Genomic DNA, 23510 nt, shown 5'->3' with positions numbered 1-23510 from the left:
CCCTTGTCCTTGCCAGGAACGCCCGCTCTTCGAGGTTTCGCCCAGAGAGCCGACCCCCCCACCCAATGGAGCCTTTCTTCGAGGCACTCAGGGAAGTACCGGCCACAGGGCGCAGGCAAAAACCGCCAAAAGGACCTTGACTGGGCTTCCCGTACAGCGACCGAAGAACAGATGACCCCTTCGGTCACCAGAGGGGATGCCACAAGCCGCCATGCTGACAGCACAATCAGCCCGATATGCCCGGCGAATGCAGCGCCGGGCACGTTGGTACAGGGAATGGCGTGTTGGCGGTGGCGAGAACACGAAGGCGGCCAACGGGCCCCTCCCGGGAAATCACACAGGGGGATCCGAGCACTGTCAATGCCATGACACGGCGAGAAGGTGCAGGGCGCCTGACGCGCGCGCAAATAAAAAGCGCCCTCCGAAGAGGGCGCCTGTGCAGAGCAGAAAGTCTGAGGGGATCAGGCTTCGCGGCTGGGGAGCGGGGCGGCATCCAGCAGGCTCTCATCCTCGGCCATGCAGGCGGCCGCAGTGAACAGCACGTCGGTGGAGCTGTTGAGGGCCGTCTCGGCGGAATCCTGCAACACCCCGATGATGAAGCCAACGGCCACCACCTGCATGGCGATGTCGTTGCTGATACCGAACAGGCTGCACGCCAGCGGGATCAGCAGCAGGGAGCCGCCCGCCACACCGGAAGCGCCACAGGCACTGATGGTGGCGACGACGGAGAGCAGAATGGCGGTCGCCATGTCCACTTCCATCCCCAGGGTATGCACCGCCGCCATGGTGAGCACGGTAATGGTGATGGCGGCGCCGGCCATGTTGATGGTGGCCCCCAACGGGATGGAGACCGCATAGGTGTCTTCCGGCAGGCGCAGCCTCTCGGCCAGGGCCATGTTGACCGGAATGTTGGCGGCGGAACTGCGGGTGAAGAAGGCGGTCACACCGCTCTCTTTCAGGCAGGTCAGCACCAGGGGATAGGGGTTGCGCTTGATCTTCCAGAAGACGATGAGCGGATTGACCACGAAGGCGATGAACAGCATGCAGCCGATAAGTACCACCAGCAGCTGGGCATAGCCAAACAGCGCATCGAAGCCGGTTTCAGCCAGGGTGGAGGCAACCAGACCCAGGATGCCGAGCGGAGCGCAACGGATCACGGCCTTGACGATGGCGGAAACCCCGTGAGCCACATCGGAAATCAGTGATTTGGTGCTCTCATTGGCGTGACGCATGGCGATACCAAGGCCGATGGCCCAGGCCAGGATGCCGATATAGTTGGCTTCCAGCAGTGCTTTCACCGGGTTGGTCACCACGTTGAACAGCAGGGTCTGCAGCACTTCCGTGATGCCCCCCGGCGGCGTGATCTCGGTAGCGCCTGCCACCAGATGCAGGTTGGAGGGGAAGAGGAAGCTCGCCACCACTGCCACGGCAGCCGCCAGGAAGGTACCCAGCACATAGAGCAGCAGGATCGGTTTCATGTTGGTCTTCTGGCCCTGCTTGTGGCCGATGATCGCCGACATCACCAGCACGAAGACCAGCAGCGGCGCCACGGCCTTCAGGGCGCCGACGAACAGACTGCCGAGCAGACCCGCCGCCTTGGCCCACTCGGGCATGAACATCGCAAGAAGGATACCGAATACCAGACCGACCAGGATCTGGCTAACCAGACTGGTGCTGTTGACCAGTCGAATGAGGGGGTGTTGTTGTGTCATCAAGTAGTCCCTGTGCACTCATGGTGCGTGAATCATTAGTCCTGTTGGCAACCAGCCCCGCGCATTGGCTCCGATCTGTTGACGGTGACGCCGTGGGCAGCTCTTCTGGTGGATCTGTCCCGTTCGCGTGGGGTTGCGGACAGGAATATCCCATCTGCCATGGTTTTTTTCCACATAATCACTGAAAAATATCAGGGTTACCTCACAAAAAATCTACAACAATGTGATAACACAATATCAACCACGGTCAAAATGTCACCAAACCAGTCCGATCATCGGCCACCACTGGGCCAGAAGTGATATGATGACGCCCTTTTTCAGGGAGCCTTGCCATGATCACCTCTTTATTGACCCGACACTTCGGCTTTGATCGCTTGCGGCCCGGGCAGGAAGCGGTGATCAGTCGTCTGCTGGCCGGCAAGAGCGCCGCAGCCATCTTCCCGACTGGCGCGGGGAAATCCCTCTGTTATCAATTGCCCGCCCTCGCACTGCCCCACCTGACCCTGGTCATCTCTCCCCTGCTGGCCCTGATGCACGATCAGCTCGCCTTTTTGCGCAGCAAGGGGATCGCCGCCGCCACTCTGGACTCCAGCCAGACAGCGGAAGAGAGCCGGCGCGTGATGCAGCAAGCCAGCGATGGCCAGCTCAAGATCCTGATGATCTCGGTGGAGCGCCTCAAAAATGAGCGCTTTCGCCGCTTCATCGCCCACATCCCCCTGTCACTGCTGGTAGTGGACGAGGCCCACTGCATCTCGGAGTGGGGCCACAACTTTCGCCCCGACTACCTCAAGCTGCCGGATCATCGCCGTGAACTGGCCATTCCCCAGGTGCTGTTGCTGACCGCCACCGCCACCCCGGCCGTCATGGCGGACATGCAAGCAAAATTTGCCATCGACCGGGATGATCTAGTGGTCACCGGTTTCTACAGACCCAATCTGGATCTGGCCGTCCTCCCGCTGGCCGGCAGTGCCCGCGATACCTGGCTGCGCGAGGAGCTGCACCGGGATCCGGCCGCCCCCACCATCGTCTACGTGACTCTGCAACACAGCGCAGAACAGTGCGCCGCGCAGCTACAGGCCAGCGGCATCCGGGCATGCGCCTACCATGCGGGGCTCGATCCCGCCCTGCGCAGCCAGATCCAGCACGACTTCATGGCTGGCAGACTCGACTGCATCGTCGCCACCATCGCCTTTGGCATGGGCATCGACAAGGCCGACATTCGCCGGGTCATTCACTACGACCTCCCCAAGTCCATCGAGAACTACAGCCAGGAGATAGGCCGCGCCGGACGTGACGGGCTTCCCTCCCGCTGCACCGTGCTGGCGAGCCGCGCCCAGTTGCCGGTACTGGAAAACTTCGTCTATGGGGATACGCCGGACAGGGACGCCATCGCGTACTTGCTCGATATCGTGCGCCAGAGCGGCGCCGAGTGGGAATTCAGCCTGCTGCGCCTCTCCAACGAGACCAACATTCGCCAACTGCCCCTCAAGACCCTGCTGGTCTATCTGGAGATGGCGGGGGTCATTGCACCGGCCTACAGCTACTTTGCCGAGTACCGTTTCAGGTTCGTACTGGAAAAACAGGCGATCCTCGCTCGTTTCAATTCCGAACGCCGCCAGTTCCTGGAGCAGGTCTTTGCCTGCGCACCCCAGGCGCGCACCTGGTGCACCATGGACTTCGAGGCGCTGTGGCAGGGATACCAGGGGGAACGCCAGCGCGCCGCGACGGCGCTGGACTACCTGCAGCAGCAGGGTTGGATCGAGCTTGAAAGCAAGCAGATGACCGAGGTCTATCGGGTGCTGAGCCAGCAAATCGATACCGCGACCCTGGCCGAAGAGCTGCATGGATTGTTTGAAAAGAAAGAGCAGAGCGAGCTGGCCCGCCTTCAGGCGCTGCTGGCCTTTTTCACTTCGACCACCTGCCTCAGCCATGAGCTTGCCCGCTATTTTGCCGACGACGCGGCCCCCGAGCGGTGCGGGCACTGTTCCGTCTGCCGGGGAGAGATCGCCGTGTTGCCGCCGTTGCCATCACCGGGCTTGCCCAACGAGCACGGTTTGCGCGCCTGGTGCGATCCGCTGATCGCCCTCTGCCATCAGCGCCATCCCAGGATCCTGACCCGTTTCCTGTGTGGCATCGCCACCCCGCTGACGACCCGTCTCAAGGCCAGGGATCTGGCCGGTTTTGGCCAGTTGGCGAACCATCCCTTCGCCGAGGTGCTGGCGGCGGTGTCAGCCCTCTATCCCGCCGGATCCTGAGCTTGCAGGTTTGGCGCCGTTCAGGCGCTGAAAAAATAAGACCCTCGCGGATGCGAGGGTCAAGCCAACGGAAACGTGCTTAAACAGAGCTTAGTATCTGCACAATCACCCACTCTCTTGCTAAAGCGATGACTGCTCGACACAGGGCCAATCTAGAGCAGCCAGAATGTAGCGTCAATGTAAAAATTAGAGCATAAGCACCAAACAAATAACATTACGTTGACGTAAGCGACACGTCTTTTCACCCTCTATTCCCTGCCGCCCTTGCCCTTGCTGGCACCGCCCCCTGACAAAACAGAGCGTCACCATTTTCTCCCTCTGGCACACAAAGATTTATTTTTTATGTCTTTGACATTTGCATCACTGTCGTGGCAAAAATAATTTAACAGTCAGTAACATAGGTATGTCACTTACTGCTTCTTCCCGCATGAGGATCGGGAAGCTCCCGCACAAACTTAAACCAATGATGGCGATGGATTACTGGGGGCTGTTGACTAGGCTTAAGAGGTAAACAGAACAAAAGTAGTGATCCACTCTTTTTCAGGGCAAGCGACTATAACGAGGGCTAAGTTATGGGCATCTTCGAGCACTATCAACAGCGGTATGAGAAGGCCAGAGAGGAGGAGTACAGCATCCAGGAGTTTCTGGATATGTGCAAACAGGACAAATCCTGCTACGCCTCTGCCGCCGAACGTCTGCTGACCGCCATCGGCGAGCCGGAAATGATCGACACCTCGACCAATCCACGTCTCAGCCGTCTCTTTTCCAACCGCGTCGTCGCGCGTTATCCCGCTTTCAAAGACTTCTATGGCATGGAAGAAGCCATCGAACAGATTGTCTCCTACCTCAAACATTCCGCTCAGGGCCTGGAAGAGAAGAAACAGATCCTCTATCTGCTCGGACCGGTTGGCGGCGGTAAATCCTCGCTGGCAGAGAAACTCAAATCCCTGATGCAAAAAGTGCCCATCTATCGCATCAAGGGCTCACCGGTGAACGATCACCCCTTCTGCCTGTTTGACATCGACGAAGATGGCGAAATCCTCGAGAAGGAGTACGGCATCCCTCGCCGTTATCTGCGCCCCATCATGTCTCCCTGGGTCGCCAAGCGCCTTCACGAGTTTGGCGGCGACATCACCAAATTCAAGGTGGAGAAGGTGAACCCCTCCATCCTCGATCAGATCGCCATCGCCAAGACCGAACCGGGGGACGACAACAACCAGGACATCTCCTCCCTGGTCGGCAAGGTCGATATCCGTATGCTGGAACACTTCGCCCAGGATGATGCCGATGCTTACTCCTACTCCGGTGCGCTGTGCAAGGCAAACCAGGGGATGATGGAGTTCGTCGAGATGTTCAAGGCCCCCATCAAGGTGCTGCACCCGCTGCTGACGGCGACACAAGAGGGGAACTACAACGGTACCGAGGGACTCTCCGCCCTCCCCTTCGACGGCATCCTGCTGGCCCACTCCAACGAATCCGAGTGGCAGCAGTTCCGCAACAACAAGAACAACGAGGCCTTCCTCGACCGGGTTTACATCGTCAAGGTGCCCTACTGCCTGCGGGTGTCGGAAGAGGTGAAGATCTACGAAAAACTGCTGTTCAACAGCGAGCTGACCGAGGCCAAATGCGCACCGGGTACTCTGGAGCTGCTGGGCCAGTTCTCGGTGCTGTCGCGACTCAAGGAGCCGGAAAACTCCAGCCTCTATTCCAAGATGCGGGTCTATGACGGCGAGAGTCTCAAAGACACCGATCCCAAGGCGAAGAGCTACCAGGAGTATCGCGACTATGCCGGTGTCGACGAGGGCATGAACGGCCTCTCCACCCGCTTCGCGTTCAAGATCCTCTCCCGCGTCTTCAACTTCGACCACGCGGAAGTGGCTGCCAACCCGGTGCACCTCTTCTACGTGCTGGAGCAGCAGATAGAGCGCGAGCAGTTCCCGCAAGAGCTGCACGATCGCTATCTGGAGTTCATCAAGGGTTACCTGACTCCGCGCTACGTCGAGTTCATCGGCAAGGAGATCCAGACCGCCTACCTCGAGTCGTATTCAGAGTACGGTCAGAACATCTTCGATCGCTACGTCACCTACGCCGACTTCTGGATCCAGGATCAGGAGTATCGTGACCCAGAAACCGGCCAGCTGTTTGACAGAGCGTCTCTCAACAGCGAGCTGGAGAAAATTGAAAAACCTGCCGGGATCAGCAACCCGAAAGATTTCCGCAACGAAATCGTCAACTTCGTGCTGCGTGCCCGGGCCAACAATGCAGGCCGTAACCCCAACTGGACCAGTTACGAGAAGCTGCGCACCGTGATCGAGAAGAAGATGTTCTCCAACACGGAAGAGCTGCTGCCGGTTATCTCCTTCAACAGCAAAACCTCGGCTGAGGAGCAGAAGAAGCACGATAACTTTGTCGAACGGATGATGGAGAAAGGCTACACACGTAAACAGGTGCGGCTGCTCTCCGAGTGGTATCTCAGGGTACGCAAGTCATCCTGACCCTGCCGTGTTCAAGGGGGAGTTATGGCGCATTTTATCGACCGCAGGCTCAACGGCAAAAACAAAAGCGCTGTCAATCGGCAGCGCTTCATCCGCCGCTACAAGAAGCAGATAAAACAAGCGGTCTCGGATGCTGTCTCCAAGCGCAGCATTCAGGACGTGGACAAGGGCGAGAGCATCAGCATCCCGACCAAGGACATCGGGGAACCCCATTTTCATCAGGGTCATGGCGGCAAACGGGAGATGGTGCATCCGGGCAACGACCAGTTTGTCTCCGGTGACAAGATTGACCGGCCCAAAGGGGGTGGCGGCGGCCAGGGGAGTGGCGAGGGCCAGGCCTCGGATCAAGGAGAGGGCGTCGATGATTTCGTCTTCCAGATCTCCAAGGACGAGTACCTGGACTTGCTGTTCGAGGATCTGGAGCTGCCGCGGCTGCAAAAGACCCAGCTCAACCAGCTGATGGAGATGAAGACCTACCGGGCCGGCTACACCTCCAACGGGGTGCCTGCCAACATCAACGTGGTGCGCTCCCTGCAAAATTCGCTGGCGCGGCGCATGGCGCTACAGGCAGGCAAGAAACGTCAGTTGCGTGAACTGGAGGAGCGCCTGGCCCAGCTGGCTTGCGATCCCAACGACCATTTCGCCGAAATCGCGCAACTTGAAAAAGAGATCAGGGAACTGAAACGGAGGATCGATGCGGTCCCCTTTATCGACACCTTCGACCTCAAATTCAACAACTTTGTCAAACGGCCCGTCCCCTCGAGCCAGGCGGTGATGTTCTGCCTGATGGACGTCTCCGGTTCCATGGATCAGGCTACCAAGGAGATGGCCAAGCGTTTCTATATCCTGCTTTATCTATTCCTGAGCCGGACTTACAAGAATGTCGAGGTGGTCTACATCCGCCACCACACCCAGGCCAAGGAGGTGGACGAGCACGAGTTCTTCTACTCCCAGGAGACCGGCGGCACCATCGTCTCCAGTGCGCTCAAGATGATGAACGACATCATCAACGAACGTTATCCCGCCAACCAGTGGAACATCTACGCGGCGCAGGCCTCTGATGGTGACAACTGGGCCGATGACTCACCCCAGTGCAGGGAGATCCTGATGCGCGACATCATGCCGCGGGTGCGTTACTACTCCTACATCGAGATCACTACCCGCGCCCACCAGACCCTGTGGCACGAATATGAGGCGGTGGCAGAGCAATACGCACACTTCGCCATGGAGCACATTCGCAAGGTCGAGGACATTTATCCGGTGTTCCGGGAATTGTTCAAGAAGCAAGCGGCTTGAGGGATCACATATGGTAGAAACCGCAAGAAAGATAGCGCCGCTGGATGACGGGCCTGACTGGAACTTCGATCTGCTGGAGCTTTATCACCAGGAGATCGCACGTGTCGCCCGCTTCTACAAGCTGGATACCTACCCCAACCAGATCGAGGTGATCACCGCAGAGCAGATGATGGATGCCTACTCCAGTGTCGGCATGCCCATCGGTTATCAACACTGGTCATTCGGCAAGCGCTTCATCCACACCGAGCGCAACTACAAGCGCGGCCAGATGGGGCTGGCCTACGAGATCGTCATCAATTCGGACCCCTGCATCGCCTATCTGATGGAAGAGAACACCATGCCGATGCAGGCGCTGGTCATGGCCCACGCCTGCTATGGTCACAACTCCTTCTTCAAGAACAACTATCTGTTCAAGGCCTGGACCGATGCCTCCTCCATCATCGACTACCTGTTGTTTGCCAAGAACTACATCACCGAATGCGAGGAAAAACACGGCATTGATGCGGTGGAGAAACTGCTCGACTCCTGCCATGCCCTGATGAACTTCGGGGTGGATCGTTACAAGCGGCCCCAGAAGATCTCTCTGGCCGAGGAGAAGCGACGCCAGAAGGCGCGGGAAGATTATCTGCAAACCCAGGTCAATGAGCTGTGGCGTACCCTGCCCAAGCAGCACAAGATTGCCGGGGTGGAAGACAGGCGCTATCCTGCCGAGCCTCAGGAGAACATTCTCTATTTCATCGAAAAGAATGCCCCCCTGCTCGAGCCCTGGCAGCGCGAGGTAGTGCGTATCGTGCGCAAGATCAGTCAGTACTTCTACCCGCAGAAGCAGACGCAGGTGATGAACGAGGGCTGGGCCACCTTCTGGCACTACACCATTCTCAACCATCTCTATGACGAGGGAAAAATCAGCGATCGCTTCATGCTGGAGGTGCTGCACAGCCACACCAACGTGGTCTATCAGCCCCCCTACAACAGCCGGTATTACTCGGGGATCAACCCCTACGCCCTTGGCTTTGCCATGTTCACCGACCTGCGTCGCATCTGCGAACACCCAACCGAGGAGGACAGATACTGGTTCCCCGATTACGCTGGCACCAACTGGGTCGAGACATTGCATTTCGCCATGCAGAACTTCAAGGACGAAAGCTTCATCAGCCAGTTCCTCAGTCCCAAGGTGATGCGCGACATGAAGCTCTTTGCCATCGATGACGACGATCTGAAAAACTACCTCAAGGTGTCCGCCATTCACAATGAAGAGGGCTACCGGCTGGTGCGTAGCACCCTGTCCGCTCAATACAACCTGAGCAACCTGGAGCCCAACATTCAGGTCTACAACGTGGCAGTGAAAGGCGATCGCTCCCTGACCCTGCGCTATGTTCCCCACAACCGCATCCCCCTTGGCGAGTCACGTCACGAGGTGCTCAAGCATCTGCATCAACTGTGGGGCTTCGATGTGGTGTTGGAGCAGGACAATGGCGAGCTATCCGCAGATATCATCGGCCGTTGTCCGGACCGCAAGAGCATGGCCTGACGTCAGTGCCGAGCATAAAAAAACGCGCCATCAGGCGCGTTTTTCTTGGGTCAGGGCAATCAGTTGTCACACAGGTTGCTTGGCATGTCCTGACGCAGACGGGTCCAAAGCTTGCCAGACTCGATACCGTACTGGCGTACCGTCATGAACACGGCTTCGTGATCCTTGGTTTCGGCCAGCTTGCGCAGCGTCTTGTAGTAGGCATCTGCGGTTTCCCGCGCCTGCTTGTCCGAGAAGTAGTAGCGGCCAACCCGGCTGTACAAGCCCTTGAAACCGTTGAGGATCAAGGCATAGATGGGGTTGCCAGAGGCAAACGAAAGCTGGTGATGCAAACGGTAGTCGAAGTCCGCATAGGCCTCGGCCGTGTTCTCCACATCATCGGCACCACGCAAGATCTCGGCGGCCTGTTCCGGGTTGTTGCGAATGGCGCCACGGATGAAGATGGTGCAGATGTTGGTCCGGGCGGAGAGCAGTTGTGCCACCAGATCAGGCACCTTGTCCTGATCGAGACGCGCCAGGGTCTCCAGGATGTTGAGACCGGAGGTTTCCCAGAAATTGTTGACCTTGGTCGGTTTGCCATGCTGGATGGTGAGCCAGCCATCACGGGCAAGGCGCTGCAACACTTCACGCAAGGTAGTGCGAGTCACGCCGATCAATTCGGACAGCTCGCGCTCCGCCGGCAGAATGGATCCAGGAGGAAAGCGATTGTTCCAGATGGACTCGATGATGTATTCCTCGGCAAACCCGGCAGGGCTTTGCGCTTTAATGACCATGTAATGACTCTGTTGTAGTGCGTAAAAAGGCCCCCGAATAATAGCAAAGCCGGTCATGCTGGCAAGCAGAAGGTCGGTCCTCTGCTCACATTACCCCGATCTTTTTGTTAAAAATATGTATACAGCAACAGATGGGGAGTCAACCAACACCAAATGATGGGGATATAAGCGTTTGCTCGCTGGGCAAGTTCAGCGAGCTTATTTATAGTTATCGCTCCCTTGATTAAAATCATGTGCAATCAATCTGATACAGGTGAATATCCGGATGTTCGGCTCGGGTCGGGCTCGACTGCATAGACGCAGATATCAACAACAGAACAGAGAACCATCATTATGCCAATCAGCCTAGGGCGCGCGTTTACAAAGAACTTTTTGGGCAATGCTCCGCGATGGTACAAAATTGCCATCGTTCTATTCCTGCTGATCAACCCGATCATTTTCTACGTTGATCCCTTCCTGGCCGGCTGGCTGCTGGTTGTCGAGTTTATTTTCACCCTGGCCATGGCCCTCAAGTGCTATCCGCTGCAACCGGGCGGACTCCTGGCCATCGAAGCCGTGCTCATCGGCATGACCTCCGCCAACCAGATAAAGCATGAGCTGGTGGCCAATATCGAAGTGCTTCTGCTGCTGGTCTTCATGGTGGCCGGCATCTACTTCATGAAGCAGTTGCTGCTCTACGTCTTTACCAAGATGCTGGTGCGCATCCACTCCAAGACGTTGCTTTCTCTCGCCTTCTGCCTGGTGTCTGCATTCCTCTCCGCGTTCCTTGATGCCCTGACCGTGATCGCCGTGGTCATCAGCGTCGCAACCGGCTTCTACGCCATCTACCACAAGGTGGCCTCCCGGGATGAGTCCGGCAATCTGCATCATGATGACGAAGAGATTGACGAGCTCTCCCGCCAGCATCTGAACGAGTTTCGTGCCTTCCTGCGCAGCCTCATGATGCACGCCGCCATCGGTACCGCCCTGGGGGGCGTCTGCACCCTGGTCGGCGAACCCCAGAACCTCATCATCGGTGAACAGGCGGGGTGGCACTTCGGTGAATTTGCCATTCGCATGGCGCCAGTCACCATCCCGGTCTTCATCTGCGGCCTGCTGACCTGCATCCTGGTCGAAAAATTCCGCTGGTTCGGTTATGGCGCCCGCTTGCCCGAGCCCGTGCGTCACATCATGGAATCCTACGAGCGCGACGAAGACGCACAACGTACCCCGCAGGACAAGGCCAAGCTGATCGTCCAGGCGCTGATTGCCACCTGGCTTATCACGGGTCTTGCCCTCCATCTGGCTGCAGTCGGGCTGATCGGCCTGACGGTCATCGTGCTCGCGACGGCGTTCACCGGCGTGACTGAAGAACACGCGCTTGGCAAGGCATTCCAAGAGGCTCTGCCGTTCACCGCCCTGCTCACCGTCTTTTTCAGCGTGGTGGCGGTCATCATCGATCAACAGCTGTTCAAACCGGTGATCCAGTGGGTACTGGCCGCCAAGTCGGAGGATCAGCTTGCCCTCTTCTACCTGGCAAACGGTCTGCTCTCCATGGTCAGTGACAACGTCTTCGTCGGCACCGTCTACATCAACGAGGTGAAGACCGCCCTGATCAACGGCGCCATCAGCCGCGAGCATTTTGATCTGCTGGCCGTGGCCATCAACACCGGCACCAACCTGCCGTCGGTCGCCACCCCCAATGGCCAGGCCGCATTCCTCTTCATGCTCACCTCGGCCCTCGCTCCCCTGCTGCGCCTCTCTTATGGCCGCATGGTCTGGATGGCGCTGCCCTATACCCTGGTGCTGGGGCTTGTCGGCTTTTTCTCCGTGGAACTGCTCCTCGGTCCTGCAACCGAATGGTTCTATCAGGCAGGGTGGTTGCTGGATCATGGGGCACTGCCACTGCCCACCCCGTCCACACACTGATCATGAAAGGGGCTGTTCGGCCCCTTTCTTTTCAGATGGGGCTCTGCTCTAATTCAGCCACTATTTTTCTCTGAGAGATCAATCAGATGATCGAGTATCTTCGCCGCATTGCCAGTCATCGTCTGGCCTGGGGATTGCTGGCAGCCTCCGCTTTCGCGCTGGAACTCTGCGCCCTCTTCTTCCAGCACGTGCTGGGTTTGCACCCTTGCGTGATGTGCATCTATGAACGTATCGCCATCCTCGGCGTGCTCACCGCCGGCCTCCTCGGCATGGTCGCGCCAGAGCGCTGGTACCTGCGCTGGAGTGCCATGCTCCTGTGGGGTTACAGCGCCTTCTGGGGCCTGAAACTGGCGCTCAAGCACGTGGATTACCAGATGAACCCCTCCCCCTTCAACGTATGCGAAGGGTTTGTTGACTTCCCTGCCTGGGCACCACTGGATAAATGGGTTCCCTGGATGTTCTACCCGGACGGCGACTGCAGCGAGATCAGCTGGCAGTTCCTCGGTTTCTCCATGCCGCAGTGGCTCGTGGTCATCTTTGCCGCCTACCTGCTGGTGTTCGTCATCGTGGCTGCTGGCAACCTGATAAAAGGGCGCTGCTGCAACTAGTTCGTCACTCGACCCTAAGAAGGGAGCACATGGCTCCCTTTTTATCTCCTCTTTATCGCCTCACGACCCCATGCCCAGGGGGCCGGATCTCCTTCTCCCTGTTCTGCCAATGAAGTGGCTGCCTGCGGGTGTGCATCATCGTAACAGGCCACAAGCGGGTCAAAGGGCGCAGCGGCGACCTGCCACTCAGCCAACCAACAAGAAGGGAGCCATATGCTCCCTTCTTTCATGTCGTGCACGGCGATGTCACGCGCCTTCGGAGGTAGCCTTGCTGGCACTTCTCCTGGCCTTCACCATGCCGATCACCATGGGCAACAAGGAGACCGCGATGATGCCGAAGATGAGCAGGGTAAAGTTGTGGCGCACTACCGGCAGATTGCCAAAGAAGTGGCCGGCATAGACGAAGGAGAGCACCCACAAGAGCCCCCCCACCAGGTTGAACGCCAGGAAGCGGGGATAGGTCATGGCCCCCATGCCCGCCACGAAGGGGGCGAAGGTCCGCACTATGGGCAGGAAGCGGGTGATGATGATGGTCTTGCCGCCATGCTTGGCATAGAAGGCATGAGTCTTGACCAGATAGTCCCGACGAAAGATTTTGGAATCGGGGTTGCGAAACAGCTGCTCACCGAAGAAGTGGCCTATGGTGTAGTTCACCACGTTGCCGAGCACCGCGGCGATGATCAGCACGGCGGCCAGGGTGTGCACGTCCAGTACGCTGCCCACGGTGAGGGCACCTGCCGCAAACAGCAGGGAGTCCCCCGGCAGGAAGGGGGTCACCACCAGCCCGGTTTCACAGAAGATGATGAGAAACAGGATGGCGTATACCCAGACGCCATAATTCTCGAACAGCTCTTTCAGATGCACGTCAACGTGCAGAATAAAGTCGATGGCAAAGAGGATCAGATCCATTTTTTGGTACCCATGAAGTGAACGGCGTGGAGTCTACGCCAATGAGACCTGGCTCACAATCTCCCCATGGTCCCCTTTTTCGAACTCCATGAAGGGAGTCATTCAATCCCCCTTCTTTTTCCCTTTCCCTGAACGTAGGGTTCTGCTCACTCGGCCTTGTCCAGAGCGGCCAGCACCTCGCCGGGCAGGCATTTCTCCCAGCCCCACAAGAGGAGCAGCAACAGGGTCGCGTCGTCGAGCCAGCCAAGGAGAGGCACCACATCGGGGACAACGTCCACCGGGCTGATGCCATAGAGCAGGATAAGGATCACCAGCCCCTTCGCCCACCAGGGTGTGCCTGGGTGGCGAAAGCCCTGATAGAGGCGGCGCAAACGCCGCCAGATGAGCCAGCGTCTGGCGCTCATGACTCGATCAGCTCGCCGCGCAGCCGCTGGATCTGATCCCGCAGCGCCGCCGCCTGTTCGAACTCCAGATCCCGCGCATGCTGGAACATCTGCTCTTCCATCCGCTTGATCTCCTTGCTGATCTCGCTGGCAGAGCGGGCATGGTACTCCCCTTGCGGTTCGGCAGCCTTGCGACTCCCCTTGCCGGCCTTGCCCGCCGTGCGGCTGCCCCCCATGTCCATCACATCGCCGATGGCCTTGTTGAGCCCCTTCGGCACGATGCCGTGTTCCAGGTTGTGGGCGTGTTGCAGGGCGCGGCGCCGCTCGGTCTCTTCAATCGCGACCTTCATGGAGTTGGTGATGGTATCGCCGTAAAGGATCACCTTGCCGTTGAGGTTACGTGCCGCCCGGCCGATGGTCTGGATGAGGGAGCGGGTGGAACGCAGGAAGCCCTCTTTATCCGCATCCAGAATGGCCACCAGGGAGACTTCCGGCATGTCGAGGCCTTCGCGCAGCAGGTTGATGCCCACCAGCACGTCGAACTTGCCAAGGCGCAGGTCGCGGATGATTTCCACCCGCTCCACGGTATCAATGTCCGAATGCAGATAGCGCACCCGTACCTCGTGATCCGCCAGGTATTCGGTCAAGTCCTCCGCCATCCGCTTGGTCAGTGTCGTGACCAGCACCCGCTCCTCCACGGCGACCCGCTTGCGGATCTCGGAGAGCAGATCGTCCACCTGGGTGCTGACCGGCCGCACTTCCACCTCGGGATCGAGCAGGCCGGTGGGACGCACCACCTGCTGCACCACGTCACCGCCGGACTTCTCCAGCTCGTAGGGGCCCGGGGTCGCCGAGACGAACACAGTCTGGGGCATCAGCGCCTCGAACTCGTCGAACTTGAGGGGCCGGTTGTCCAGCGCCGAGGGAAGCCGGAAGCCGTACTCCACCAGGGTCTCCTTGCGGGATCTGTCCCCTTTGAACATGGCGCCGATCTGCGGCACCGTGACGTGGGATTCGTCGATGATGAGCAGGCCGTCCCCCGGCAGATAGTCAAACAGGGTGGGCGGCGGCTCACCCGGCGCGCGACCGGAGAGGTAGCGGCTGTAGTTCTCGATACCGGAGCAGTAACCCAGCTCCTGCATCATCTCCATGTCGAACTGGGTGCGCTGGCTGATGCGCTGCTCCTCCACCAGCTTGTTGAGGCTCATCAGCTGCTCGCGCCGCCCCTTGAGTTCCTCCTTGATGTGCTCGATGGCACCCAGGATGGTTTCCCGCGGGGTGGCGTAGTGGGTCTTGGGGTAGATGGTGTAGCGCACCACCGTCTGCTCGATGGCACCGGTCAGGGGATCGAACAGGGAGAGGCGTTCTACCTCTTCATCAAACAGCTCCACCCGCAGGGCCAGCTTGTCCGATTCGGCGGGGTAGATGTCGATCACCTCCCCCCGCACCCGGAAGGTGCCGCGCTGGAAGGCCATGTCGTTGCGGGTGTACTGCAGTTCGGCGAGGCGGCGCAGGATATCCCGCTGATTGATCACGTCTCCCACTTTGAGGTGCAGCATCATGCTGAGGTAGGCCTGGGGATCCCCCAGACCATAGATGGCCGACACCGAGGCGACGATCACCACGTCGCGCCGCTCCAGCAGCGCCTTGGTGGCTGACAGCCGCATCTGCTCGATGTGATCGTTGATGGAGGCATCCTTCTCGATGAAGGTGTCCGTGGTCGGCACATAGGCTTCGGGCTGGTAGTAATCGTAATAAGAGACGAAATACTCCACCGCGTTGTCGGGGAAGAACTCCTTCATCTCCCCGTAGAGCTGGGCCGCCAGGGTCTTGTTGGGCGCCAGGATCATGGTGGGGCGATTGAGGGTCGCGATGACGTTGGCCATGGTAAAGGTCTTGCCCGAACCGGTCACCCCGAGCAGGGTCTGGTGGGCCAGTCCCGACTCGATGCCATCGAGCAGCTGGGCGATGGCCCTCGGCTGATCCCCGGCGGGTTGAAACTGGCTGGCCAACTGGAATAACTTGCTCATGACGACTCCCGGCAAAAAACGGCAAGGGAGCAGTGTACCCCGAGTTGAAGGAGCTGGGTATCCGCTCACCCTCCCTGATGGCTATTGACCCCGAAATACGACCTCTGTATGATGCACCTCCTTGCCTGATGTTCCCCCGTAGTTCAGTCGGTAGAACGGCGGACTGTTAATCCGTATGTCACTGGTTCAAGTCCAGTCGGGGGAGCCAATTCCTCACCATCTCGGTGCAAGTTATCCACTTTAGTGCTTTCCTCTTCCAATTTTAATGCACAAGCCCTTCCCTGCGGCCTGACTCCCTTTTGATCTCCCGATACTGACCAGCAGCGTTTTGTTCTGCTGCGCATAACTATTTGATTTTTATAGAAACAATTTATTGCAGGTATTTTTTGAACAGTCCTTGCAGCCCAGCATTGGCGCGGCTTTCAGCCTGATCGCCAAGTTTCATGAACAGGGTTATCCACAGTTTCTGTGGGTAACTTGACCAAAGCCACGGTTCATCTGGGCTGGCAGCCATTGTCCCCGGTTTGCGATGGCTGCCCCCGCTCTTCCCCATTTTCTGCTGTTTTTCCCTTCCCCCCTAAATGGGATGAATCGACTCGCGGTGCTGCCTGTGGGGGATTTTTTTTCGCTATGCCGCGTCCTGCGGGTCAGCCCTCGCCGGATGAGTCATGAGTCTCTTTTGTTACCCTTCAATTTCCTCAGTGGAAAATGCTGAAAAACATGCCCGTTTGCTCCCCATGCAGCAGGTAATAAATTGTCCACAGGAGCGTCATCCCCTCCCGGCTCGACAGCATATTTCACTCATTGACAGCGGGCCTTGCAGCGTAAAATAGAGGTGTTTTCCCCAGCCCCCCCTCGCATCCCTATCTTCACCGAAGAGACCAGCACTTAACTGGCTGTTAATCCGCTTTGGCGCTTCTTTCTTGATACAGGATCCGGCACAATATCGGCCCCACTTTTTTCCTCGGTTTTTCCGGGCATGACCATAGATTTCGTGACACTGCTACATCAAAGCGACTCCCTGCTGCTGTTCGTGGTACTGGCCTTCGGGCTGCTGCTGGGCAAGGTACGCATCGGCAACTTCCAGATAGGCAACACCATAGGCGTGCTCTTCACCGCCCTGCTGTTTGGCCAGATGGGATTCCAGTTTTCCACCTCCACTGAAAACGTCGGCTTCATGCTGTTCATCTTCTGCGTGGGGATTGAAGCGGGGCCGCACTTTTTCAGCGTCTTCCTTCGCGACGGCATCCACTACATCACCCTGACCCTGGTGATCCTGCTGTCGGCCCTGCTGCTGACCGTGGGGCTCGCCAAGTTCTTCAATCTGGGGCCCGGCATGGCCGCCGGCATTCTGGCAGGTTCTCTCACCTCCACGCCGGCCCTAGTGGGGGCCCAGGACGCCCTGCGAAGCGGATTGCTCAACCTGCCCCACCAGACCGACATGCAGTCGGTGCTCGACAACATGGGGATAGGCTACGCCCTGACCTACCTGGTGGGCCTGGTGGGCCTGATGCTAGTGGTGCGCTACCTTCCTTCCCTGGCCAGGCTGGATCTCAACACCGAGGCCCAGAAGATCGCCCGCGAGCGGGGGCTCTCCGACAGCGAGAGCCGCAAGACCTATCTGCCCATCATCCGCGCCTATCGGGTCGGCCCGGAGCTCGCCGCCTGGATCGGCGGTCGTACCCTGCGCGAAACCGGCATCTATCCCCACACAGGCTGCTATGTGGAGCGCATTCGCCGCAACGGCATTCTGGCCAGCCCCGATGGTGACGCCGTCATTCAGGAAGGGGACGAGATCGCCCTGGTGGGCTACCCCGAGAGCCACGAGAAGCTCGACGTCAACTACCGCAACGGCAAGGAGGTGTTCGATCGCAACCTCCTTGACCTGCAGATCGTCACCGAAGAGATCGTGGTGAAGAATGATGCCGTGGTGGGTCGCCATCTGGTGGAGCTCAACCTCACCGAGAAGGGATGCTTCCTCAACCGGGTGGTGCGCTCCCAGATAGAGATGCCGTTCGATCGCAACATCATGCTGCAAAAGGGCGACGTGCTGCAGATCAGCGGCGAGAAGCAGCGGGTCAAGCTGCTGGCCAACAAGATAGGCTTCATCAGCATCCACAGCCAGACCACGGATCTGGTGGCTTTCGCCACCTTCTTCGTGCTGGGCCTGCTCATCGGCTCCGTCTCCCTGGTGTTCGGCCAGATAGAGTTCGGCCTCGGCAATGCCGTCGGTCTGCTGCTGGCGGGGATCCTGATGGGCTACCTGCGTGCCAACCACCCCACGGTGGGCTATGTGCCACCAGGCGCCCTGCGCCTTGCCAAGGATCTCGGACTCGCCGTCTTCATGGTGAGTACCGGCCTCAAGGCGGGGGGCGGCATCCTCGATCACCTGAGCGAAGTGGGGATGGTGGTACTCTTCTCCGGCATGCTGGTGACCACCTTGCCGGTGCTGGTAGGCTACCTGTTCGGTGTCTGGGTGCTGAAAATGAACCCGGCCCTGCTGCTCGGCGCCATCACCGGGGCCCGTACCTGCGCCCCGGCCATGGACGTGGTGAACGAGGCGGCCAACAGCTCCATCCCGGCGCTCGGCTACGCCGGCACCTATGCGGTGGCCAACGTCATGCTGACCCTGGCGGGCTCCTTCATCATCGGCTTCTGGTTCTAGCCGCAGAGTACCTGCCCGCCCATGAAAAAAGGGAGCCTCGAGGCTCCTTTTTTCATGGGCGGGCACTCCTGGATGGAATAGTGAAAATCGTGCTATGGGGACGGGTCTATCAAACCCAATAAGCTAAATCCTCTACAAGGTGCCACTTACACTCAATAAAACGAGCGAGGTGTAAGTGATGAAACGCGCATGGATGATTGTGATCTGGTGGTTCTGCTCCCTGACGCCAGCCTGGGGGGCCGAATCCGGCAAGCAGGTGGCCCCCGAAGCAGAGACGGAGAAAAGCGCCCTGAGCTTTGAAAACGACGAGCTTGCCAAACCCAGGCTGGGAGATCTCGACGTCATGCTGGAGCAGCGCACCATCAGGGTGCTCACCACCTACAACAAGACAGGATTTTTCATCACCAAGGGCGTGCAACGGGGGGCCACCTACGATGCCTTCATGCAGGTGGAAAAGCGCCTCAACGAACAGTTGCGCAAGAAAAAGGCGATCAAACGCCACCTCAAGGTGCACTTCGTCTTCATTCCCGTGGCCCGGGAAGCCCTGCTGAGCTCCCTCATCGAGGGCAAAGGCGACATCGCCGCCGCCAATCTCACCATCACGGACAAGCGCAAGAAGCAGGGTATCGCCTTCACCGATCCCCTGCTTGAAAACGTGCGGGAGCTGCTCGTCTCCGGCCCCCTCTCCCCCAAGGTGGAAAACGCCGCCGATCTCGGGGGCCAGCGCGTCTTCGTGCGCCCCTCCTCCAGCTACTACGAGAGCCTCATGGCCTACAACCAGGCCCGCAAGTCGGCGGGAGAGCCCCTCATCGACCTCCAGCCCGCCTCGGAGGTGCTCGAAGATGAAGATCTGGTGGAGATGGTCAATGCGGGCCTGCTCCCCTTCATCGTCATGGACGAGCACAAGGCCCGCTTCTGGCAAAAGATTTTCCCCGGGATCACCATTCACGACGCCCCCGTGTTCCGGGAAGGGGGCGTCATCGCCTGGGCGGTGCGCAAGGAGAGCCCCCAGTTGCTCGCCATGCTCAACGAGCAGATCAAGGCGCTGCGTGGCAAGGCGACGGGAGACGAGATCCTGGCCCGTTATCTCAAGCAGAACAAGTTCGTCAAAAGCGCCGCCGCCGAGGCGGAGCGCAAGAAATTCCTGCAGGTGGTCGAGCTGTTCCGTGAATATGGCGAACGCTATGACATGGACTGGCTGCTGATGGCGGCCCAGGGCTACCAGGAGTCAGCCCTCAACCACCAGGCCCGCAGCCATGTGGGCGCCATCGGCATCATGCAGATCATGCCCGCCACCGGCAAGGGGCTGAAGGTCGGCGACATCCGCAAGCTCGAGCCCAATATTCACGGCGGCGTCAAATACATGCGCTGGATGATCGATCACTACTATGCGGACGAGCCCATGACCGCCCTCGACAAGGCCCTCTTCTCGTTCGCCTCCTACAATGCCGGCCCCGCCAGGGTGGCGCGGCTCCGCGCCGAGGCCAGGAAACGGGGGCTGGATCCCAACGTCTGGTTCCACAATGTCGAGTACGTGGCGGCGGAGAAGATTGGCCCCGAGACGGTCACCTATGTGGGCAACATCTATAAGTACTACATCGCCTACAAGCTGGTGATGGAGCAGGTGGCTCTTCGCCAGCAGGCGAGCGATGCCCTGAAACAGGAGGCGAAGGAGGACGTCAGCACATCGGCGGCGAAACCGACCCAGTGATCCTTGCCGGACGAGGCGCCCATGGCGCCTCGTCTCTGTGCACATCCTTCTGTGGCCCGTGACCAGAATGAACACAATGGGCACAACAGCCTTAATAGCCATTACGGTCAGATTGTTTTCCAATCAGACATGATTAATTAACCTTCCTGCAACAATCACAAGGAGATCACCATGTTGCAAGGAACCCTCAAACGCACCCTGATCGGTAGCCTGCTCGCACTGAGCGTCGGCGCCCACGCCCAGATCAACGAAGTCCACTTCCTGATCCCGGGCGGCGCTGGCGGCGGCTGGGATACCACGGCCCGCGGCACCGGTGAAGTGCTGGCCAAGTCCGGTCTGGTCAAGACCGTCTCCTACCAGAACATGTCCGCCGGTGGCGGCGCCAAGGCCATCGCCCACCTCATCGAGACCTCGGCCCAGTCCGACAAGACCCTGATGGTCAACTCCACCCCCATCATCGTCAAATCCCTCTCCAAGGAGCTGCCCCAGTCCTTCCGTGACCTGACGCCAGTGGCCGCCATCATCGCCGACTACCAGGCCCTGGCGGTGAAAGCGGACTCCCCCTATCAGAACTGGGCCCAGCTGCTGGCAGCCTACGAGGAGAACCCGGCCAAGGTGAAGATCGCCGGAGGCTCCGCCCGTGGCAGCCTGGATCACCTGGTCGCAGCCCTGACCTTCAAGAACGCCGGGGCCGACGCCAGCAAGCTGCGCTACGTCGCCTACGATGCCGGTGGCAGCGCCATGGCCGCCGTGCTGGCCGGAGAGACCCAGGCCATCTCCACCGGCTTTGGCGAGGCAATGGAAGCGGTCAAGTCGGGCCAGATGCGGATCCTCGGGGTCACTTCCGACAAACGCCTGCCGGGGGCGGAGCAGATCCCCACCTTCAGCGAGCAGAACAACCCCACCGTCTTCGCCAACTGGCGCGGTTACTTCGCCGCCCCCACCATCAGCCCGGAGAAATCCGCCGAGTTTGCCGCCCTGCTCAAGCAGATGTACGACAAGCCGGAGTGGGAAGTGGTCCGCAGCCGCAACAGCTGGACCAACCTCTACCAGTCCGGTCCCGAGTTCACCGCCTTCCTCGACGGCCAGGAGCAGCAGATCGGCGGCCTGATGCGCGAGCTCGGCTTCATCAAATAACCCTCGCTGTCCCATCGCAGGCGGGCGCAGGCCCGCCGCTCATGTTGGAGTCAAAAGATGAACATTACCAAGGAGCGACTGGGGGGCCTGCTGTTTCTGCTGCTCTCCCTCGCCTATGGCTACTACGCCACCGAGATACCGGGCTACCCCGGCGACGAATACGAACCCTTCACCGCCAGCACCCTGCCCTATGCCCTGGCCGGGATCGGGGCACTGCTCTCCCTGCTGCTGGTGCTCTTCCCCGGGGGCGAGCCCCTGCGCCGGGAAGAGGGGGACTGGCGCCGGGTCTTCATCCTGCTCGGGCTCATGGTCATCTACGGACTGGGGCTCACCTGGTTTGGCTTCGTGCTCTCGACCATCGCCTTCCTGAGCGTGGGCATCCGGGTGCTCGGTGAGCCCAGCCTGCGCTACGGCCTGATGATCAGCGTCCCCTTCTCCATCGGCTTCTGGGCCCTGCTCACCAAGGGGCTCAACGTCTATCTGGAGCCGGGTCGCCTGTTCACCCTGCTCGGTTTCTAAGGAGTCACCATGTTAGACGGAATCTTGCAAGGACTCGGCACCGCACTGCTGCCGGTCAACCTGATGATGGTGGTGCTTGGCTGCTTCATCGGCACCTTTATCGGCATGTTGCCGGGCCTTGGCCCGGTCACCGCCATCGCCCTGATGATCCCCATCACCTATGGCCTGGATCCGGCCTCCGGCATCATCTTGATGGCGGGGGTCTATTACGGCGCCATCTTCGGGGGCTCCACCTCCTCCATCCTGATCAACGCCCCCGGCTGCTCCGCCACCGTGGTCACCGCCTTCGACGGCTATCCCCTGGCCTGCAAGGGACAGGCGGGCAAGGCGCTGGCCATCGCCGCCTACGCCTCCTTCACCGGCGGCACCCTCTCCGCCATCATGCTGATGGTGGCGGCGCCCCTGCTCGCCAAGGTCTCCCTCTCCTTCCAGTCGGCGGACTACTTCGCCCTCATGGTGCTGGGCCTCTCCGCCGTGGCGGCCTTTGCCGGCAAGGGGCAGGTGCTCAAGGCGCTGATCATGGCGCTGTTCGGCATCATGATCTCCACCATCGGCATCGACCGCAGCGTCGGGGTGGACAGGTTCACCTTCGGGTTGCCGGATCTGCGTGACGGCTTCTCCTTCCTGCTGCTGGCCATGGCCACCTTTGCCCTCGCAGAGATCCTGATGGCGGTGCTGCGCCCCGGCAAGGACAACAGCGAGGAAGAGGCCAGGCAGATGCAGCAGCTCGGCAGCCTCAAGCTCAGCAAGGAAGAGGTCAGGGAGATCGCGCCTCCCATCGCCCGCTCCTCGGTGCTGGGCTTTCTCATCGGCGTGCTGCCGGGAGCCGGTGCCACCATCGCCGCCTTCATGGCCTATGGGGCCGAGCGCAACATCGCCGGCAAGCAGCGCCAGGAGCAGTTCGGCAAGGGCAGCCTGCGCGGCCTGGCCGCCCCGGAAGCGGCCAACAACGCCGCCTCCACCGGCTCCTTCGTACCCCTGCTGACCCTGGGGATCCCGGGCTCCGGCACCACGGCCCTCATCCTGGGCGCCCTGGTGGCCTACGGCATCCAGCCGGGCCCGCGTCTGTTCATGGAGCATCCGGATGTCTTCTGGTCGGTGATCATCTCCATGTATCTGGGCAACGTGGTGCTGTTGATCCTGAACCTTCCCCTCATCCCCTACCTGGCCCGGGTACTGGCGGTGCCGCGCCCCGTGCTCATCCCCATGGTGCTGCTGTTCTCCCTGACCGGGGTCTATCTGGTCTCCTTCAACACCATGGACATCCATGTGATGGCCATCGTTGCACTGATCGCCATCGGCCTGCGCCTGCTCACCTTCCCCATGGCCCCCATGCTGCTCGGCTTCATCCTGGGAGGCATGCTGGAGGACAACCTGCGCCGGGCCCTGGTGATCAACGACGGCAGCCTGAGCTTCCTGTGGGAGCGCCCCATCACCCTCGCCTTCACGGTGATCACCCTGACCATGTTGCTGCTGCCCGTCTGGCAGTGGTGGCAGGCTCGCCGGGCCCCCAAGGGGGAGCCTGCCACCAGCCACTGAATCGATGAGCCTCTGCCACCTCTGAACCCTGACCATAAC

Annotated in this window: 16 protein-coding genes and 1 tRNA gene; 12 read left to right on the top strand and 5 right to left on the bottom strand. The window is 59.7% G+C overall.

The features are described from left to right. Nucleotides 1-461: 461 nt before the first annotated feature. Nucleotides 462-1712, bottom strand: coding sequence for a serine/threonine transporter SstT (gene sstT, locus ACB037_RS19255; RefSeq protein ID WP_371175771.1), 1251 nt, complete (start codon nt 1710-1712; stop codon nt 462-464). A gap of 332 nt (nt 1713-2044) precedes the next feature. Here sstT and ACB037_RS19250 point away from each other — a divergent pair, with 332 nt between their 5' ends. The 4 genes from ACB037_RS19250 (at nt 2045) to ACB037_RS19235 (ending at nt 9289) form a co-directional block, all read left to right on the top strand. After that, nucleotides 2045-3967: an ATP-dependent DNA helicase RecQ gene (locus ACB037_RS19250; RefSeq protein ID WP_371175770.1), complete on the top strand. Its 1923-nt coding sequence runs from the start codon at nt 2045-2047 to the stop codon at nt 3965-3967. A 572-nt stretch (nt 3968-4539) separates the two neighbouring features. Next, nucleotides 4540-6462: a PrkA family serine protein kinase gene (locus ACB037_RS19245; RefSeq protein ID WP_010674903.1), complete on the top strand. Its 1923-nt coding sequence runs from the start codon at nt 4540-4542 to the stop codon at nt 6460-6462. A gap of 24 nt (nt 6463-6486) precedes the next feature. Next, entirely contained in the window at nt 6487-7758 is a 1272-nt protein-coding gene (locus ACB037_RS19240) for a YeaH/YhbH family protein (RefSeq protein WP_346198779.1), read from the top strand. Between the two features lie 10 nt (nt 7759-7768). Continuing rightward, nucleotides 7769-9289 carry a SpoVR family protein gene (locus ACB037_RS19235; RefSeq protein ID WP_371175769.1) on the top strand — a complete coding sequence of 507 codons (1521 nt, stop codon included), beginning with the start codon at nt 7769-7771 and terminating at the stop codon, nt 9287-9289. A 59-nt stretch (nt 9290-9348) separates the two neighbouring features. Here ACB037_RS19235 and fadR read toward each other — a convergent pair whose 3' ends face one another. After that, nucleotides 9349-10062: a fatty acid metabolism transcriptional regulator FadR gene (gene fadR / locus ACB037_RS19230; protein ID WP_010674906.1), complete on the bottom strand. Its 714-nt coding sequence runs from the start codon at nt 10060-10062 to the stop codon at nt 9349-9351. A 333-nt stretch (nt 10063-10395) separates the two neighbouring features. Between fadR and nhaB the strand changes: the two genes are divergently transcribed. Further along, nucleotides 10396-11970, top strand: a complete 1575-nt coding sequence (nhaB, locus tag ACB037_RS19225; protein WP_371175768.1) for a Na(+)/H(+) antiporter NhaB — start codon at nt 10396-10398, stop codon at nt 11968-11970. 86 nt (nt 11971-12056) lie between these two features. Next, on the top strand, nt 12057-12578 hold the full coding sequence (dsbB, locus tag ACB037_RS19220) for a disulfide bond formation protein DsbB (RefSeq protein WP_139737963.1): 522 nt from the start codon (nt 12057-12059) through the stop codon (nt 12576-12578). Between the two features lie 246 nt (nt 12579-12824). On the opposite strand, the gene ACB037_RS19215 is transcribed toward dsbB, so the two are convergent. From ACB037_RS19215 to uvrB, 3 genes are all read right to left on the bottom strand, one after another. Further along, the gene (locus tag ACB037_RS19215; RefSeq protein ID WP_010674909.1) at nt 12825-13487 is read right to left on the bottom strand and encodes a DedA family protein; all 663 of its coding nucleotides are present in this window, start codon (nt 13485-13487) and stop codon (nt 12825-12827) included. A gap of 146 nt (nt 13488-13633) precedes the next feature. Further along, nucleotides 13634-13891 (bottom strand): DUF1232 domain-containing protein, encoded by a 258-nt coding sequence (locus tag ACB037_RS19210; protein WP_010674910.1) that lies wholly within the window; start codon nt 13889-13891, stop codon nt 13634-13636. Beyond that, nucleotides 13888-15900, bottom strand: a complete 2013-nt coding sequence (uvrB, locus tag ACB037_RS19205; protein WP_010674911.1) for an excinuclease ABC subunit UvrB — start codon at nt 15898-15900, stop codon at nt 13888-13890. The genes ACB037_RS19210 and uvrB overlap by 4 nt, the downstream gene beginning before the upstream one ends. A 132-nt stretch (nt 15901-16032) precedes the next feature. On the opposite strand from uvrB, the gene ACB037_RS19200 reads away from it, so the two are divergent. From ACB037_RS19200 to ACB037_RS19175, 6 genes are all read left to right on the top strand, one after another. Further along, nucleotides 16033-16108 (top strand) — tRNA-Asn (locus tag ACB037_RS19200). A 771-nt stretch (nt 16109-16879) separates the two neighbouring features. After that, nucleotides 16880-18565, top strand: coding sequence for an aspartate:alanine antiporter (locus ACB037_RS19195; RefSeq protein WP_029314601.1), 1686 nt, complete (start codon nt 16880-16882; stop codon nt 18563-18565). A gap of 178 nt (nt 18566-18743) precedes the next feature. Next, on the top strand, nt 18744-20276 hold the full coding sequence (locus ACB037_RS19190) for a lytic transglycosylase F (RefSeq protein WP_128342386.1): 1533 nt from the start codon (nt 18744-18746) through the stop codon (nt 20274-20276). A gap of 171 nt (nt 20277-20447) precedes the next feature. Beyond that, nucleotides 20448-21413 carry a tripartite tricarboxylate transporter substrate binding protein gene (locus tag ACB037_RS19185; protein ID WP_371175767.1) on the top strand — a complete coding sequence of 322 codons (966 nt, stop codon included), beginning with the start codon at nt 20448-20450 and terminating at the stop codon, nt 21411-21413. A gap of 57 nt (nt 21414-21470) precedes the next feature. Beyond that, nucleotides 21471-21932: a tripartite tricarboxylate transporter TctB family protein gene (locus ACB037_RS19180; RefSeq protein WP_005300329.1), complete on the top strand. Its 462-nt coding sequence runs from the start codon at nt 21471-21473 to the stop codon at nt 21930-21932. 9 nt (nt 21933-21941) lie between these two features. Then, on the top strand, nt 21942-23471 hold the full coding sequence (locus tag ACB037_RS19175; RefSeq protein ID WP_045524545.1) for a tripartite tricarboxylate transporter permease: 1530 nt from the start codon (nt 21942-21944) through the stop codon (nt 23469-23471). The last annotated feature ends 39 nt before the right edge of the window (nt 23472-23510 follow it).

Origin of the sequence: Aeromonas sp. S19(2024), assembly GCF_041402625.1 — a bacterium.
GTDB lineage: Bacteria > Pseudomonadota > Gammaproteobacteria > Enterobacterales > Aeromonadaceae > Aeromonas > Aeromonas caviae.
The sequence above is the reverse complement of the archived record's forward strand: the minus strand, read 5'-3'. Positions and strand labels throughout refer to the sequence as shown.